General features: G+C 44.7%; 15 protein-coding genes and 1 other RNA gene. 9 read left to right on the forward strand and 7 right to left on the reverse strand.

Annotation, left to right across the window (positions count from 1 at the left end; genetic code table 11):
- Positions 1–151: 151 nt before the first annotated feature.
- Together recN and bamE are read left to right on the forward strand one after the other, a co-directional pair.
- On the forward strand, positions 152–1,816 hold the full coding sequence (gene recN / locus B7360_RS06490) for a DNA repair protein RecN (RefSeq protein ID WP_085343011.1): 1,665 nt from the start codon (positions 152–154) through the stop codon (positions 1,814–1,816).
- A gap of 330 nt (positions 1,817–2,146) precedes the next feature.
- Positions 2,147–2,506, forward strand: coding sequence for an outer membrane protein assembly factor BamE (bamE, locus tag B7360_RS06495; RefSeq protein WP_005391468.1), 360 nt, complete (start codon positions 2,147–2,149; stop codon positions 2,504–2,506).
- Positions 2,507–2,611: 105 nt separating this feature from the next.
- On the opposite strand, the gene B7360_RS06500 is transcribed toward bamE, so the two are convergent.
- Together B7360_RS06500 and B7360_RS06505 are read right to left on the reverse strand one after the other, a co-directional pair.
- A complete protein-coding gene (locus B7360_RS06500; protein ID WP_005391471.1) occupies positions 2,612–2,965 on the reverse strand; it encodes an RnfH family protein in 354 nt (117 codons plus the stop codon).
- Complete coding sequence (locus B7360_RS06505) at positions 2,955–3,398, reverse strand: SRPBCC family protein (protein WP_005391473.1); 444 nt, start codon at positions 3,396–3,398, stop codon at positions 2,955–2,957. The genes B7360_RS06500 and B7360_RS06505 overlap by 11 nt, the downstream gene beginning before the upstream one ends.
- 118 nt (positions 3,399–3,516) lie before the next feature.
- Between B7360_RS06505 and smpB the strand changes: the two genes are divergently transcribed.
- Together smpB and ssrA are read left to right on the forward strand one after the other, a co-directional pair.
- Positions 3,517–4,002, forward strand: coding sequence for an SsrA-binding protein SmpB (smpB, locus tag B7360_RS06510; RefSeq protein ID WP_005391476.1), 486 nt, complete (start codon positions 3,517–3,519; stop codon positions 4,000–4,002).
- A gap of 66 nt (positions 4,003–4,068) precedes the next feature.
- Positions 4,069–4,436, forward strand: a transfer-messenger RNA (tmRNA) gene (ssrA, locus tag B7360_RS06515).
- Between the two features lie 285 nt (positions 4,437–4,721).
- Here the strand turns inward: ssrA and B7360_RS06520 are convergent.
- A complete protein-coding gene (locus B7360_RS06520) occupies positions 4,722–5,285 on the reverse strand; it encodes a porin family protein (RefSeq protein WP_005391484.1) in 564 nt (187 codons plus the stop codon).
- 424 nt (positions 5,286–5,709) lie between these two features.
- On the opposite strand from B7360_RS06520, the gene B7360_RS06525 reads away from it, so the two are divergent.
- From B7360_RS06525 to B7360_RS06540, 4 genes are all read left to right on the forward strand, one after another.
- Complete coding sequence (locus tag B7360_RS06525; protein WP_085343013.1) at positions 5,710–6,591, forward strand: LysR family transcriptional regulator; 882 nt, start codon at positions 5,710–5,712, stop codon at positions 6,589–6,591.
- A gap of 110 nt (positions 6,592–6,701) precedes the next feature.
- Positions 6,702–8,237 (forward strand): bifunctional GNAT family N-acetyltransferase/carbon-nitrogen hydrolase family protein, encoded by a 1,536-nt coding sequence (locus B7360_RS06530; protein WP_005391488.1) that lies wholly within the window; start codon positions 6,702–6,704, stop codon positions 8,235–8,237.
- 204 nt (positions 8,238–8,441) lie between these two features.
- On the forward strand, positions 8,442–9,029 hold the full coding sequence (locus tag B7360_RS06535; RefSeq protein WP_005391489.1) for a DedA family protein: 588 nt from the start codon (positions 8,442–8,444) through the stop codon (positions 9,027–9,029).
- A 180-nt stretch (positions 9,030–9,209) separates the two neighbouring features.
- A complete protein-coding gene (locus B7360_RS06540) occupies positions 9,210–10,577 on the forward strand; it encodes a Na+/H+ antiporter NhaC family protein (protein WP_085343064.1) in 1,368 nt (455 codons plus the stop codon).
- A 70-nt stretch (positions 10,578–10,647) separates the two neighbouring features.
- Here the strand turns inward: B7360_RS06540 and B7360_RS06545 are convergent, their stop codons facing one another.
- The 3 genes from B7360_RS06545 to B7360_RS06555 all read right to left on the reverse strand — a co-directional run bounded on the left by B7360_RS06545 (position 10,648) and on the right by B7360_RS06555 (position 14,286).
- Positions 10,648–11,487 carry a 3-keto-5-aminohexanoate cleavage protein gene (locus tag B7360_RS06545; protein ID WP_085343015.1) on the reverse strand — a complete coding sequence of 280 codons (840 nt, stop codon included), beginning with the start codon at positions 11,485–11,487 and terminating at the stop codon, positions 10,648–10,650.
- Entirely contained in the window at positions 11,478–12,809 is a 1,332-nt protein-coding gene (locus tag B7360_RS06550; RefSeq protein ID WP_085343066.1) for an aspartate aminotransferase family protein, read from the reverse strand. The genes B7360_RS06545 and B7360_RS06550 overlap by 10 nt, the downstream gene beginning before the upstream one ends.
- A 208-nt stretch (positions 12,810–13,017) precedes the next feature.
- Positions 13,018–14,286, reverse strand: coding sequence for an O-acetylhomoserine aminocarboxypropyltransferase/cysteine synthase family protein (locus B7360_RS06555; RefSeq protein WP_085343017.1), 1,269 nt, complete (start codon positions 14,284–14,286; stop codon positions 13,018–13,020).
- Positions 14,287–14,575: 289 nt separating this feature from the next.
- Here B7360_RS06555 and B7360_RS06560 point away from each other — a divergent pair, with 289 nt between their 5' ends.
- On the forward strand, positions 14,576–16,315 hold the full coding sequence (locus B7360_RS06560; protein ID WP_085343019.1) for an amidohydrolase: 1,740 nt from the start codon (positions 14,576–14,578) through the stop codon (positions 16,313–16,315).
- 63 nt (positions 16,316–16,378) lie between these two features.
- Here B7360_RS06560 and B7360_RS06565 read toward each other — a convergent pair whose 3' ends face one another.
- The gene (locus tag B7360_RS06565) at positions 16,379–17,296 is read right to left on the reverse strand and encodes a LysR substrate-binding domain-containing protein (RefSeq protein WP_085343021.1); all 918 of its coding nucleotides are present in this window, start codon (positions 17,294–17,296) and stop codon (positions 16,379–16,381) included.
- Positions 17,297–17,382: the final 86 nt, after the last annotated feature.

A 17,382-nucleotide genomic window follows, 5' to 3' on the forward strand; every position in this document is an offset into this window, starting at 1 on the left:
GAGTCGTTGTAATCACTTCGGCTCATTTTTCCCACTTCATCACAAAAAAGCACCCCACACAGAAATTTTTTCTCACCTGTCTTTACTGTATAAAGAAACAGTATATACTGTTCTCTTATACAGTATTGTTCAGTTATACAGGTAAATAAAAATGCTGGCTCATCTAAGTGTTAATAATTTTGCGATTGTTAAGTCTTTACAACTCGAGCTGTCTAAGGGCATGACCACCATCACAGGTGAAACAGGCGCGGGTAAATCCATTGCTATCGATGCACTTGGGCTCTGCTTAGGCGGACGAGCCGAAGCTGGCATGGTTCGACAAGGTGAAGAAAAAACCGAAGTTAGTGCCGCTTTTTTACTGGACAACAACCTACATGCAACGCGTTGGCTAGAAGATAACGATCTGCTTGATGGCAGTGAATGTATTTTGCGTCGCATCGTCACAAAAGAAGGTCGCTCAAGAGCCTTCATTAATGGCAGTCCTGTCCCACTATCACAACTCAAATCTCTAGGGCAACTGCTGATCAATATCCATGGGCAACACGCTCATCACCAATTGATGAAAAGCGAACACCAAATGGCTATGCTCGACCAATATGCAGGTCATCTAAACCTACTAAAAAGCACACGAAGTGCTTACCAGCATTGGCGTCAGGCAGACAATAACCTCAAGCAACTAAAAGAAAATAGCCAGCAAAACCAGGCGCAAAAACAATTGCTTGAATACCAAATCAAAGAACTAAATGAGTTATCGCTAGGTGAAGAAGAATTTGCAGAGCTCGAGCAAGAGCACAAACGACTATCCAATAGTGGTGAACTCGCCACTACCTGTCAGCAAGCCATCGAACTTATTTACGAAGGTGAAGAAGTCAATGCGCTTGGTATTTTGCAATCGGCCAATCACTCCCTAATTCAACTAGCTGAGTTAGATGAAAAGCTATCTGAGCTACCCAACATGTTGTCAGAAGCGATGATTCAACTGGAAGAAACGAAGAACGAATTACGCAGTTATCTAGATGGCATAGATGTGGATCCTGTTCGTATGGCTTATGTAGAAGAACGTTTTTCTAAAGTGATGTCTGTTGCTCGCAAACACCACGTGATGCCAGAAGAACTATACCAACATCACCAAGATCTTCTGGCCCAAGTAGAAGCGTTAGATTGCTCTGATGAACGTTTAGATGAACTCGCGCAAGAAGTGGAACAAAAGTACCAAAGCTTCCTAAACCAAGCAGAAAAACTACACAAATCACGCAGCCGTTACGCTAAAGAGCTGAATAAGCTGATCACGCAAAGCATGCACGAATTGAGCATGGAAAAAGCGATATTCAATATCGAAGTCAGCAATGAAAACACGCACCCATCACCACTTGGCATGGACAGTGTGTGCTTCTTAGTATCGACCAACCCAGGACAGCCATTGCAACCTATAGCAAAAGTTGCGTCAGGCGGTGAGCTATCACGCATCTCATTAGCTATCCAAGTGATTACCGCTCAGAAAGTGGATACACCAAGCTTGATCTTCGATGAGGTGGATGTCGGTATTAGTGGTCCAACAGCAGCTGTAGTCGGCAAAATGCTACGCAAGCTTGGCGAGTCTACTCAGGTATTGTGTGTCACTCACCTCCCTCAAGTTGCAGGTTGTGGCCATCAACAAATGTTCGTGGCTAAACAAACAAAAGCTGGCCAAACCGAAACACAAATGCACGCATTAGATGAACAACAACGTGTGGCAGAATTAGCTCGCCTACTTGGAGGTAGCCAAATTACAGATTCTACCCTTGCAAACGCCAAAGAGCTCCTCATCGCCGCTTAGCCATGCTCTTTCAAAGATAGAGTCACGAACACTACTCCGTGACTCTACCTCCCCCATCACCATATCAAAGTGCTTGGGTTCTGATTCCCTTTCGAAATAATGGTCAGTGCCACCCCATAGCTCAATAACTTGGCTATTTGTCATTAGTTACCGCTTAAACTGGATAGAAAATCGCTCATCGACATAAACATACATGTGAGAGAATCAATAAATGCAACTCAACTCAAAATTCGTTGTCAGATTTCCTATCATACGACGCATAGCTTTTTACATCTGCGTCGAGCTTGTTTATTATCAGCGCAGTATTTTAAAGGTTACTAAGAAATTATTATGCAATTAAAGAAGTGGTTAGTTGCCGTACCATTAGCAATGACATTGCTGACAGGATGTTCGGTATTGGAAAAACTGGTTTATCGCATTGATATCAACCAAGGCAACTATGTAGAACAAAGTGCGGTAGATAAATTAAAGTTTGGGATGACTAAAGCACAGGTTCGCTTCGTACTAGGGTCGCCAATGCTTATTGAAAACGGCTACCCAAACACTTGGTACTACATTTATCACCATACTCCTGGTCACGGTGATCCAGTGCAAAAAGACCTGATCGTTAACTTTAACGATCAAGGCACACTCGCAGATATCAGTGGTGACTTCCCAAAAAGTGACGCTTTTTACGAGCAGATTCAGTAAACGACTTTTGCAAAAAACCTCTCACATGAGAGGTTTTTTATTATCTAGATATCGCGCAATCACACTTTGAATCAATGACGCCATCCATTGGGATTGATATCAAGTCTACTTATTCTTACGTACAGAGCTAGGCTTACCACCGGTGACTGGGTCTGCATTCCCCTCGGCTTTAGCCTGCTCCGCCCGCTTACGACGAATCTCTTTCGGGTCTGCGAGTAACGGACGATATATCTCTATTCGATCTCGATCTCGAACGGTCGCATCTAACTTCACATTACGACTAAACACACCCACTTTATTCTTAGATAAATCAATTTCAGGGTATAACTCTAACACGCCAGATTGTCGAATGATCTCTTCTACCGTTGCGTGATTATTCACCACTAAATTAAATACACGCTGTTCATGAGGAAGAGCATAGACAACCTCTACGTGAATCATATCTGACTCAATACTCATAACACTCGTAGACCTGTTTTGCGCGTTTAGTGAATGCATTTACCATGTTACTGGTAAGCTCGTTAAAAACCTTACCGAAGGCCATCTCAATCATTTTACTTGAGAATTCAAACTCAAGCTTTAGCTCAACCTTGCAAGCTTGCTCATCTAGCGCGGTAAAAATCCAACCACCACGCAATGTCTTAAACGGACCATCCACCAAGTTCATCATAATTGCTTGGCCTGGGATCAGCTCATTTGAAGTAGTAAACGTTTTGCTGATACCAGCCTTCGCCACATCGACAGAAGCCACCATACCATTACCCGAAGACTCAATGATTCTAGAGCCCGAGCAACCAGGCAGAAACTCAGGGTATTTAGCAACATCGTTAACCAGATTGAACATCTGTTCAGCACTAAAAGACACAAGCGCAGAACGGCTGACTTGCTTCATACATACTCCTATCGATACATGTACAGATTTAAAGCTCCTGCCAATTTTACTTTTATTCCACGATTGCGCAAATAAAAGGATTTCCTATCCGATATCCAACCCGTATAATGTCGCTATTATGGCAAAGAAAAAAACGAAACAAAAAGCGGGTAGCAATACTATCGCGCTGAATAAAAAAGCTCGCCACGAGTATTTCATCGATGATGAAATCGAAGCTGGCTTGGAGCTCCAAGGTTGGGAAGTGAAAGCCCTTCGCCAAGGTAAAGCCAATATTTCTGAAAGTTACGTATTTATGCGTGACGGTGAAGCCTTTGTGAGTGGCATGACAATCACTCCTTTAAATCAGGCATCGACACACGTTGTGGCGAACCCCACACGTGTGCGTAAACTACTAATGAGTCGTCGTGAACTAGACAACCTATTCGGACGTGTGAACCGTGAAGGTATGACATTAACGGCGCTCTCTCTGTACTGGTCTCGCTCTTGGGTGAAACTAAAAATTGGCGTAGCAAAAGGTAAAAAGCTGCACGATAAACGTACGGATTTAAAAGAAAAAGACTGGGCAAGAGAGAAAGCACGCGTAATGAAGAGTACACTGCGTTAATCTTGACCACTTAAACGCATAGTACTGGACAGCCAATGCTTTTCTGTTACTATGCGAATATTACCTGGGGCTGATTTAGGATTCGACGGGAATTCAGAAGTCTGAGGTGCATGCCGAGGTGCGGTAGGCCTCGTTAACAAACCGCAAAAAAATAGTCGCAAACGACGAAAACTACGCACTAGCAGCTTAATAACCTGCTCAGAGCTCTCTCGCCCTAGCTTCCGCACGTAAGACGGGGAATAACGAGGGATCAAACCCAAACGCGCTAGCCCGGATTCTCCCGCCTGAGAGATGAACGGCGAATTTTAATTCAGGCTAGTCATTCATTAGCGTGTCGGTTCGCAGGTGGGTGGCGAAATTAAAGATCGACTAAGCATGTAGTACCAATGATGAACGGTTTTCGGACGCGGGTTCAACTCCCGCCAGCTCCACCAAACGTTTGGAAAAGGCCACCTTCGGGTGGCCTTTTTTGTATCTGCTATCCGTACTTATGTTGCAACAGTACACGATCTACTTTTACGATGTTACTTTCTATTAGTGCACGGCTTCTTTTATAGCCTATAGAAAAATAAGCAGATGATCACTAATAATCAACACTTCCAACTTTATAAATATTTTATTCATTAGTAATTTTATGCAGATAATTAAATCTCTTAAAAAATAAAAATGCGAAGCCATTTAGCTTCGCTTTTTATTAGGGCTTAGAGTTGTTAACAGTATTAAAATCTATATTCCACACCTAGCGATGCTTGGTTAAAATCAGTTTTTGTGTTTGCACCATTCGCTACGTTCTCTGCATTCAGTTCTACGTCGTACCACATATATTCTGCGTTAACTAAGAAGTTATCAGTAACTTTAAAACCAACACCGGCACCAGCGAATACACCTTCGTCATCTTTGTTGCCTTGGAAGCCCGCAACGTTGTAATCCGTCGAGTACCACATTTGACCGCCTTTTGCGTAAAGATCGACACGATCAGCAATAGGGGCTGTAACTTTTAGTGCTGCGGTGTAACCGTCCGTTTCGGCATTTGCTAGGTTATTACCATAGCTACCAAAATCAATGTAACCACCCTCTAACGCTAAGTAAGGGTTAAAACGGTAACCAACCAAACCTTGAATAGCATCGCTGTCATCATCAAAGTCATCTTGTCCATCAACTTTTAAGTAACCATAGTTGGCGCCGACATAAACACCATGATCTTTGGAGTCCGCTGCGTGAGATAAAGTACTAAACGTTGCTAAAGAAAAAAGGCCAATCAAAGTAACAACATTGCTTTTCATTTCGTTCTCCTAATATAAGTGCCATTGAAAGTTCGAATTATACAAAGCAAATGCAATGCCAATTTTAATTTAATGAAAAACATTTTCTACTTTATAAAAAATTGACATTATTTTGAAATTAAAACAACAAAAATAAAAGTTATACCGTTTTATTTACCTTGAGAAAACAATATTAGATTTGTGTAAATACTAATGATGTAAAACATTCTATTTTATTTGTAGTTTTTTCAAAAGATAGGGAAAATCAATAAACAAACCCCAATCATCAATTATTTACATACCCATTATATTTAGGATTCTTAATTTTTGGTCTGGGTTCTTTATGAACGAGTAAGGAAGGTAATCACACATCGGCTTTTTCTCTCTTTGCTTCAATAGGTAAATCTCCTACTCTGTGAATAGGCTATCTCCATGGGACTGAAGTATGTTAAAAGGCAGTGAGTACCCTTCTATCCGAGCATTAAGGACGTTTGTCGCGGTTGCAAATTACCTCAGCTTCTCTAAAGCGGCGGATGCCCTATGCATTACACAAAGTGCAGTAAGCAAACAAATTGCCGCGCTTGAAAAACTAGTGGGTTTACCTTTAATACAAAGAGGCTCGAATGGTATTGAGTTAACTGAGGAAGGAAAACGCTACCTACCGCAAGTCACAGAAGCACTAGAACTTATTCAGAATGCAACCGCCAACTTAATACAATCAGATTCAAAGCAAGAATTGCTCACCGTGGATGTTACTCCTTCTTTCGCTAGCCTTTGGTTGGTACCTCATATTGATGACTTCCACCAGCGACATCCCAATATCCGTGTAAGAATCTGTACCGGAGATGGGAACGTAAAAGGTTCAAGCGGTGAAAGCGACTTGCATATTCGTTGTCTTCCATTGTCCACGCATTATGAATACAGCCACTTACTATGCGAAGAAATTCTACTATTGGTCGGTTGTACTGACGCTCCTGCACTCAAGAATGTGCACGCTGTTAGCGACTATCCGCTGATACCTCAAATCACTCGTCCTCAGTTGTGGGAGCAATTTAAGGCTGCGCATGCAGTAGAATCAACCGTTACCTATCACTCTGTAGGCTTTGAACATTTTTACCTAGCTTACGAAGCCGTCAAAATGGGAAAAGGACTCGCCTTACTTCCTGATTTTATGGCGCAGAATTCTATTTTAAGAGGGGATATCCAACGTATTCTTAACCTATCTTTACAGAGTGGTTATGGTTATTACGTGATGATCCCAAATTATCGCCTATCGGCTAAGAAAGTGGCGGCGTTTTACGAATGGTTGAAGAGCAAACTAAGCTAATATTGTTTTCTTGATATGCTTTTGGTAACTCAAAGACTTCAGTATCTGTCTGCTTCAAATTGTGGCATTCTCATTAACACTGTTTCAAAAGGATAAATGGATTGAAAGATATGGACAGCAATTCGCCCAAACTCTCATTACGTACCATTGAGCCAACGGATTACCCTGAGCTTGCAGAACTAATGGACTTAGTGTTTCCTGATGTTGGCGGCTCATGGCCACGGCTGACTATTATGGATCTCATTCATCAGTTTCCTGATGGCCAAATCTGTATTGAAGATAACGGCAAAATAGTCGGTGCAGCATTAACCATTAAAGTGGACTACAACCGCTTTTCTCTTCCTCACCTATATACCGACATCATTACCGAAAACAACGTCATACAGAATCAAGTAACCGGTGATGCAATGTATGGTCTCGATGTATTTGTCCACCCGGACTATCGAGGGCTACGTTTAGGTCGACGTTTATATGATGCACGTAAAGAGCTTTGCCGTAGTAAGAACTTCAAAGCCATTTTAGCCGGTGGTCGCATTCCTAATTACCACCAATACGCAGATGAACTGAGCGTTGCAGAGTACATCGACAAAGTAAAACGCCGTGAGCTTCATGACCCTATTTTGTCTTTTCAGCTTGCTAACGACTTCGATGTAAAACGAATCATGCGCGGCTACTTGCCAGAGGATAGCGCTTCTAAAGGTTACGCGACACTGCTGGAGTGGGATAACTTTTTCTACGAAGAGGATATTCAATCCGTACACGATGTAGAAAAAACGCTGATTCGGATTGGTGTCGTACAGTGGCAAATGCGCGCGATGAATGACCTGGAGGATTTGCTCGATCAGGCTGAGTTCTTCATCTCTTCTCTTGCGAACTATAAAGCCGATTTCGCCCTATTCCCTGAGTTCTTTAACGCACCGCTGATGGGCTTGCAAAACGACAAAAATTCCGTTGAAGCAATCCGCTTTTTGGCTAGTTTTACGGAAGAGATCAAAAACCGTTTCTCGCAGATGGCGGTCACCTACAACATCAACATTATTGCAGGCAGTATGCCCGTTATCGAAGATGGCAAACTGTATAATGTGGCCTACTTGCTGCAACGAGATGGTGAAATTAACGCTCAATATAAAATCCACATCACGCCTCATGAACAAAGAGACTGGGTGATCGACGGTGGTGACAATGTTCAAGTGTTCGAAACCGATGCGGGCAAAGTCGGCATACTGATTTGTTATGACAGCGAATTCCCTGAATTGGGAAGAATGTTAGCAGAACAAGGCGCACAAATTGTATTCGTTCCTTTCTGGACGGACACAAAAAATGGCTATCAACGAGTACGAATTTGTTCCCAATCTCGTGCCATTGAAAACGAATGCTATGTTGCAATTGGTGGCAGTGTTGGTAACTTACCTCGTGTTGATAACGTGGACATCCAGTACGCGCAATCTGCCGTATTCTCACCGTCGGATATCTACTTCCCTCACGATGCAACCTTGACAGAAGCAAGCGCCAACACCGAAATGATGATCTTCGCCGATGTTGATTTGACTAAGTTGAAGCAACTTAATACCGAGGGTTCAGTAACCAACTTACGTCACCGACGTCTTGATTTGTATGGCGCATTTACTAAAGCTAAAGAGTCATAATGGTGTGCCTTATTCGCCGCCACACGGGAGCGTGGCGGCGAATAAAACAAGCAGCAGATTGATTCCGCACAATAATCAGAGGCATGTCAGTTTTTCTCAGCGGTGAGAAACAAGAATTGACCCAGTAGGACATTCGGAGTATCACTCCAACTTCGTTCCGCTTTTATTAGGGGAAAGCTTTTGGAACACATTAACGAACTTCTCATGTCAATGAAGCCTTTGCTCGAGCAATACGGCTACTTGGCGCTGATTGTCAGTATATTTCTAGAAGGGATAGGTGTACCGATGCCTGGTCAATCGCTGATGATCGCGGCATCTTTGCTCTCTTCAGAACAAGTCATGAACCTAAGTATGGTTATGATGGTATCGTGGCTAAGCTGCTTTTTTGGGAATACCTGTGGTTACCTAATCGGTTATTACTTTGAAGGCTGGTTGGATAAAAAAGGCTATATCTCTGGCCCGAAGATGCAAACACTTCAACTGACTATCCAGAAATACGGCCCTACGTGCTTGGTCGTCAGTCGCTTTATTGAAGGAATGAAGCAATTTATGCCTCTTGCATGCGGTATCGCGAAAATGCCACGTAGAGAGTTTTTGCTCGGTAACGCCCTCGCGGCGACGGTTTGGGTATTGGTATTCAGCTTGTTAACTCACTTTGCATTTGAACATTTAAGCGTGTTGAGCAACCTGTACACCGAATACAAATATCTGGTATGGGCATTTGCTGCTGTCTTATTTACGTGGATGGTTTTAGGTATTGTTAAACGCAAAAAAGCCAAATCAATGCAATAACGACAGTCTCTTCATTAGCGCATAACTAAAGCTCGTGGTATCAGTGAGATACGTAATACGAGCTTTTATCTTTTTCTTTACGTGCAAAATTTAAACAGCCATTTAGACGTCTAGACGTTGACAATGCGTAAATGTGATATTAGTCTGCTCTTCTCTCTTATTATTAACATTGTCGTTTACATGTCCGGTTCCCAACAAACAACTAAAACAGTTGCACCTTCTGCGGTCGCACTGATCCCATTGATTGTATTCCTTGCGCTGTTTATTGGCGTAGGCACTTACTTATCTTTGCAAGGCGTTGAATTTGCCTTCTACCAGCTGCCTGCACCCATCGCGGTATTACCAGCCATCATCATTGCGTTTCTTTTAAGTAAAGAGAAACTTAACCGCTCAATCGAACACTTCATGCGTGGTGTTGGCCACCCAGACATCATCGCAATGTGTATGATCTATCTGCTTGCTGGTGCCTTTGCTGCGGTAGCAAAAGCCTCTGGCGGTGTTGATGCAACGGTGAACCTTGGTTTATCCGCAATTCCAACCAGCATGATTTTGCCGGGCATTTTTCTGATTTCTGCTTTTATCGCAACAGCGATGGGCACATCGATGGGTACCATCGCAGCCGTTGCCCCCGTAGCGTTGGGGATTGCTGAATCAGCAGGAATGAGCTTACCGTTAACCGCAGGCGTTGTGCTGAGCGGCGCTATGTTTGGTGATAACCTTTCTATCATCTCTGACACCACCATCGCGGCGACACGCTCTCAAGGTTGTGAGATGAAAGACAAGTTTAAAGAGAACATTCGTATTGCTTTGCCTGCGGCGTTGATCGCGATTGCAGTGTTCGCTTTCAACAGTACAGCGACTCAAGTGCCTGCAACTGGCGATATTGAGTGGCTGAAAGTCTTGCCGTACATCACTATTTTGATCTTAGCGGTATCTGGTGTGAATGTGTTTGTGGTTCTGTCGATTGGTATCCTTTTGGCTGGCGGCGTGAGCTTGGCATCGATTGACAATTACGGACTGACTAATCTAGCCCAAGACGTATACAAAGGCTTTGGCAACATGCAAGAGATCTTCTTGTTGTCCATGCTAATTGGTGGTTTGAGTGAACTGATGCGTCGTCAAGGCGGCCTTGCTTTTCTAACCAATTTCGTTAGCAGCCTTATCCACGCGTTTGGCTCTAACCACTCTAAGCATGCCAACAGCCGCGCGAGCGAGCTAGGTATCGCAGGCTTGGTGTCGATGGTCAATGGCTGTACGGCAAACAACACCGTAGCCATCATTGTCTCGGGCAGCGTTGCTCGCCAGTTGGCGGAAGAGAACAATGTCTCTCCTCGCCGCTCAGCAAGCTTGTTAGACATTTTCTCATGCGTGGTGCAAGGCGTGTTGCCTTACGGCGCTCAAGTGTTGCTGCTAGGTTCCGTATTCAACCTATCGCCAATTGAAGTAGTTGCTAATTCTTACTACTGCTTTGCATTAGCGATAGCGGCTGTTGTCGCGGTATTTATCAAACATCCCGCGCGTCAACCTGTAGTGCAAACCGAAAACTAACGACAAATACCGAAAAGGCTCCGAGGGAGCCTTTTTACTTTCTTCTTTATTTTCCTTGCTGCGAGCAGATTTACTTCAAAGCTGAACGCAAACTTTGCGCACTGTGTAAAGGAATCGCAAATCGATGCGCCACATCACGTAGAGCTTCCACCTGAGCCGCGTTACTGATTGCTAATTCGCCTGCCACATCGAAGTGGTTATTCTCAAACCCCACTCTCACATCGAATCCAAGTAACATCGCACTCGCTAAACAGTCTTGCTCTCGCGCGCCAAAAGCACAAATGGCACATCGAATTTCTTCCTCGACAAAACGCGCCAAATTCAAACCTCGTAAATCCCATGGTGAAGACTGCTGAGCTTGGTGATAACGCCCTAACACCACTAATGCATGCTGATGCGTTTTAGGTAACACGCCCGCATCACGCAGTTGGAAATAACGTTCAATGTCGGTTGCATCGTAGAGAATAATTTGGCTCACGATGTTGTTTTCAGCCAACCAATGGAAAAAGGCATGCCCTTCTTTCTCACTTGCGCGATCGGGGATTAACTCTCTCAATGCGAAAGAAGCCGCTTCTGGTTTCACAGCTTTAACTAACGCCCGCTGTTGTGGCGGAGAATATAAACCTACCGCCTCTGTGGTGAGCTGAACCATCATGGTTTCTCCCACCGCTTCTTTCACGGCATGGTAAATTGCCATGTTGTCGTCGATGTCTAATGAATGACGTCCGTTGGCGTCTCTAGCATGCAAATGGATCATGGCAGCCCCTGCTGTTTGACAAGCGATAGCCTCTGCAACCAGTTCGTCTGTTGTAATGGGTAAGTTGACGTGATCGTGCTTGGTTTTTCTTGCGCCGTTTGGAGCCACGATAATAGCGATAGGTTCTCGCAAATATTGGTTTGCTACTTCCATGTCTCCGCCACCTCTTTTAACGTCAGTGAGAGTTTACCGACTAGTTCATCAATATGATGAGACTGAATAATGAATGGCGGTGCGAGCAAAATATGGTGCCCATTAACGCCATCAATCGTTCCGCCCATTGGATAGCACATTAAGCCATTTTCCATTGCTCGCTGTTTGATGCGTTTGTCTGCCAATGTGGCTTTACTCAGAGGCGCCTTGCTTTCTTTATCCGCCACCAACTCAATGCCCAAAAACAAACCTTTACCACGAATGTCGCCAATGTATGGTAAATGGGCCAATGCAGAAGTAAGCTCTTTACGCAGCAAAACACTTTGCTGATTCACCGCTGTTAATAAATCATCTTGGAAGATGGTTTCAATGGTTGCCACGGCGGCAGCGCACGCCACAGGGTGCGCCATAAAAGTATGACCGTGTTGGAAAAAACCGCTTCCATCAGCAATAGCTTGATAGACTCGATCATTCGCAACCACCGCGCCAATAGGTTGATAACCCGCACCAAGCCCTTTAGCCATGCAAACCAGATCGGGCTCTGCCTCTTCTTGCTCAAACGCAAAAAAACTGCCACTGCGCCCAACGCCACACATGACTTCATCCAAGATCAATAACACATCGTATTGGTCGCATATTTCGCGAATACGTTTAAAGTAACCTTGAGTCGCAGGTACAGCTCCAGCGGTGGCTCCCACAATAGGCTCGGCGACAAAAGCCATGACATTCTCAGCCCCCAACTCAAGAATTTTTGCCTCTAGTTCATTCGCCGCTCGCAATGAGTAACCCAATTCCGACTCATGACTCTGCTGATAACGATAAGCATAGCAAGGGGCAATGTGATGACTCGGATGCAAGATAGGTTTGAACGGTTCACGTCGCCATTCATTACCACCGACCGCCAGAGCCCCCAAGGTATTGCCGTGATAACTTTGCTGACGCGCGATGAATTGCTTCTTCTCTGGCTTACCTGATTCCACAAAATGCTGCCGCGCCATTTTTAGTGCCGACTCCACCGCTTCTGACCCGCCACTGACTAAATACACATGGTTGAACTGCTCAGGCATGTACTGACAAATCAATTCCGCTAGTCGCTCACCGCTGTCACTAGTAAAAAATCCAGTATGAGCAAACGGCACTCGCTCGAGCTGTTCCAACATGGCTTTTTTAACGGCTTGATGACTGTGGCCAAGGTTTGATACCGCAGCGCCGCCACAAGCATCGAGGTACTGTTTTCCTTGTTTATCGAATAGATAAACACCTTCACCTTGATCGATGATTGGCAGCGTGGCATGGCAATGACGGTGAAATACGTAAGACATTTGAGTCCCTTCCAATGTGTAAGATTTGCACACATCATCAGGAACAAACCCAAATGCAACAAGGGAATAAATTTCACCCACCATGAGCTTTTGGAATACCACAACCCAAAAACACCAAAGCATTTGATATTTAAATAATAAAATAAAAAAAGGCCAGCTTTTTTAAAGGCTGGCCTATGGGTAACCAAAAGCTAAAAACAGAATCGTTTTACGCGTTTAGTGCCTGTTCTAAGTCGGCTAGAATATCGTCAATATGCTCAATACCTACAGATAAACGAATCATCTCTGGAGACACACCAGCTTGTTTTTGTTCTGCTTCGCTCAACTGACGATGGGTCGTCGAGGCGGGATGGCAAGCCAATGATTTTGCATCGCCAATGTTCACCAAACGCTTAAAGATTTTCAGAGCATCATAAAAACGCACACCTGCGTCATAACCGTCTTTTAAACCAAACGACAAAATCGCAGAAGGCTTACCTTTCATGTATTTTTCGGCGAGATGGAAGTGATCAGAACTTGGCAATCCGGCATAACTCACCCAACTGACTTTGTCATTCTGTTCCAAGAACTCAGCCACTTTGAGAGTGTTCTCGGTATGGCGCTCCATACGCAGCGGTAACGTTTCTAGCCCTTGCATAAGCATAAATGCATTCATCGGTGATAATGCCGATCCGGTATTACGCAATGGTACGGTACGCGCGCGCCCGATAAATGCCGCCTCACCAAACGCTTCGGTATACACCACGCCGTGGTAAGAAGGTTCTGGTTCGTTGAAAACGGGAAAGCGGTCTTTGTGCTGCGCCCAAGGGAATTTACCGGAATCCACAATCACGCCACCTAATGTGGTGCCGTGTCCACCAACGTACTTAGTGAGGGAGTGAACGACGATATCCGCACCGAATTCGATGGGTTTGCACAGCACTGGCGTCGCGACGGTGTTATCCACAATCACAGGCACGCCTTGTGCGTGAGCAAGCTCCGCCACACGTTCTAAATCAATGATATTACCCGCAGGGTTACCAATGCTCTCGCAGTACACCGCTTTGGTATTTTCATCAATTAACTCGGCCAAACTTTCTGGCTTGTCATCTTTAGCAAACTTCACCTGAATACCCTGATTTGGCAGCATGTGCGCAAACAAGGTATAAGTACCGCCATAAAGTTGCGGCGTAGAAACGATGCTATCGCCCGCTTGCGCTAAGGTCAGAATCGCATAGTTAATCGCTGCACTCCCCGCACTCACGACCAATCCAGCAATGCCGCCTTCTAACGCCGCCATGCGTTTTTCCAGAACATCGTTAGTCGGATTCATGATGCGAGTGTAGATATTCCCCGGCACTTCCAAGTTAAACAGATCAGCGCCGTGCTGCGCGTTGTCAAACTCGTACGCGACTGTTTGATAAATCGGTGTCGCGACAGATTTGGTGGTCGGGTCAGTTTCGTAACCAAAATGGATGGATAGCGTTTCGTCTTTCATTTTCTTCCTTGAGCGTCATCGAGATAAATCGTGGACTTATCATGCCGATTTTTTAACCACAGAACCTCGTTATGGGTCACATTGCCCAAGTCCAGAAACGTTTATGAAATGGGAAAAGGTAACATTTTTGATATTCATCGATAGGTATAACTTGCGCTTGATTGAAAGTCTTTAATCTTGTTGATAATCCTCCTTCAATATGAACTAAAGTGAATGTGACCTATTGAGTTCTCAAACTCATTGAGATGGGGGCAATAGGCAAAAACCTTACTCTGTATGGAGATGACCGATGAACAAAAACTGGATCCCTATTGCCCTCTCTGGGCTTGCTTTAACGGGGTGTTTTTCTGAAGAAGCGAAAGAAGCCGTCGCCGAGCCGCTAAAAGTAACCGCCGCAGACAAAATTTATTATGGTGGCGATATCCTAACCATGGCTAGCGATAAGCCAGAGTACGCCGAAGCCGTCGCAACATTAGGCGAGAAAATCATTTATGTCGGCAGCAAAGATGGAGCGATGGAGCACAAGTTCGGTAAAACACAGTTGGTCGACTTAAAAGGCAAAACTATGTTGCCTGGCTTTGTTGATCCGCACAGTCATGTGTATGGTGTTGGTCTGCAAGCCATGGTCGCAAACGTGCTGCCATCTCCTGATGGCGAAGCCGATACCGTGGCGAAAATCATCGAAACTCTAAAAAATGCCGCGAACAATGATACGCAACGCCTATTCATTGAGAAAACGGGTTGGATTTTAGGTTTTGGTTACGACGACGCCCAACTGGATTACTACCCTACCAAAGCGGATCTCGATAAAGTCAGCACAGATAAGCCTGTATTAATCATCCACACTTCGGGGCATTTGAGTGTCGCGAACAGTAAAGCGTTAGAGCTAGCAGGTATCACGGCAGAATCGGAAGATCCAAAAGGTGGCATTATCCGCCGAATGGAAAACAGCCAAGAGCCAAATGGTGTCCTAGAAGAAAACGCGCACTTTGCAATGCTGTTCAACCTCAATAAGTTGATTGATTCTGAACTTCAAGATCGCATGTTAGAAGCCTCGCAAGGTATGTACGCGAAATATGGCTATACCACGGCTCAAGAAGGACGAGCAACATCAGAAGGTTATGAAGCGATGAAACGCGCGTCGAAAAACGACAAACTGATGATCGACTTGGTTGCGTACGCCGATATGGTATCGAGCAGTGATTTTATGGACTCGGAATACAACACGCCAGAGTACACCAACCATTTCCGCATCGGTGGCGTAAAGCTGAACTTTGATGGCTCTCCACAAGGTAAAACGGCATGGCTAAGTCAGCCTTACTTCCACCCACCACATGGACAAGATAAAGACTACGCTGGCTACCCAACTTTCGAAGATCAACAAGCTTACGATTACGTAGAAACAGCCTTTAAAAATGAATGGCAAGTGCTGACGCATGCCAATGGTGACGCGGCGATCGAGCAATTTATCAATGCGGTAACCAAAGCAAATGAAAAGCTAGGAAAACAAGACCGCCGACCTGTTCTCATTCACGGCCAAACCATGCGCCAAGACCAAGTAGATCGCTTAGCTGCGCAAGGCATCTTCCCTTCTCTATTTCCAATGCATACTTTTTATTGGGGTGACTGGCATGTGGACTCGGTACTCGGCCATCCTCGTGCCGATTTCATTTCACCAACTCAAGCGGTGAGAAAGGCGGGGTTAAAATTCAGTACACACCATGACGCACCTGTGGCGCTGCCAAGTTCATTCCGAGTATTAGATGCGACCGTCAATCGCACCACCAGAACCGATAAAGTACTGGGACCAGATCAGCGTGTTGACACGTATACCGCGCTGCAAGCCATGACCATTTGGCCGGCTTACCAACACTTTGAGGAGTCGTATAAAGGTTCTATCGAGGTGGGTAAGAATGCGGATTTAATCATCCTCGATAACAACCCGATGAAGATTGAACCTAAGGCGCTAAAAGACCTAAACGTGGAAGAAACCATCAGCCGAGGCGAGTCGGTTTATCAACGACAGTAATCCAAAATAAAACACCGCCGTCATCGAGGCGGTGTTTTCTATCTGACTCACCAAGCACTATATCTATTTACTCTCCACTTGCTGTAATAACCAAGTACGAAACTTGTTTGTGGACTGGCTTCGTGTGTTCATGATCAAGTAGTACCCTGCATTGGCTGGAACCGGCTGAAAGGGAGAGACTAAACGCTCCGTCGTCAATTCATCCTCAATCAGTGCCATTCGTGCCATTGCAATCCCAACTCCTGCTTCCGCCGCAGACATCGCCATATCCGTTCTATTGAAAAAGTGTCCAACATCGGTTTTAAAGTCTAATCCCATTGCTGACGCCCAATATAGCCACTCATAGTCACGCGTCGCTTTTTCCCATGGCATCGCATCGTGTAGTAGCGTCGCCTCCTGCCATTTCTTCACTGACATTGAGGATTCTTGTTCATCAAAAGGCACTTTTAGCCAACCATGATCCTCAAGGTATTTTGGACTCATCACCGGCAGCAGTTGCTCATCCAAAATCAACTCCGCGTTAGCATTTCGGTAAGGATGAAGACCATAGTCTATCGCGACGTCATAATCTTTTATCTCACTATTCACTAACGCCCCTTCCGCGAAGATTTGCACTTGGATATCCGGGTTCTCGTGATGAAAACTTTCCAGCTTTGGGACTAACCATTTAAAAGCAAAAGAAGGCGTTAATTTTAAGCGGATCTCATTGGTGTGCTTTTCTACTTTGAGCTCATCAAGCAGTTTGCTCAGCTCAGAAAAGTGAAACTGCGTTGCTTGGTGTAACTGAGTGCCTTTAGCGGTTAAACGAATACCGCGGGAATGGCGTTCAAATAAAGTAAAACCTAATAACGCTTCCAAATGAATAATTTGTTGGCTCACGGCTCCCGTAGTGAGGTGCAAAAACTTAGCCGCGCCAGTAAAGCTGCTGTGTTCCGCGACTTGGCTAAACAGACACAAGCCACTTATTAAATTACTTCTCATCCTTGAGCCTATAGTTTTTCTAAACGCTGTATGTAATTTATATCGATTGTTAACAAAAGGTAAAGAAAAGAAACTAACCACTCAGA

Source organism: Vibrio sp. ArtGut-C1, assembly GCF_002105475.1.
Taxonomy (GTDB): domain Bacteria; phylum Pseudomonadota; class Gammaproteobacteria; order Enterobacterales; family Vibrionaceae; genus Vibrio; species Vibrio diabolicus.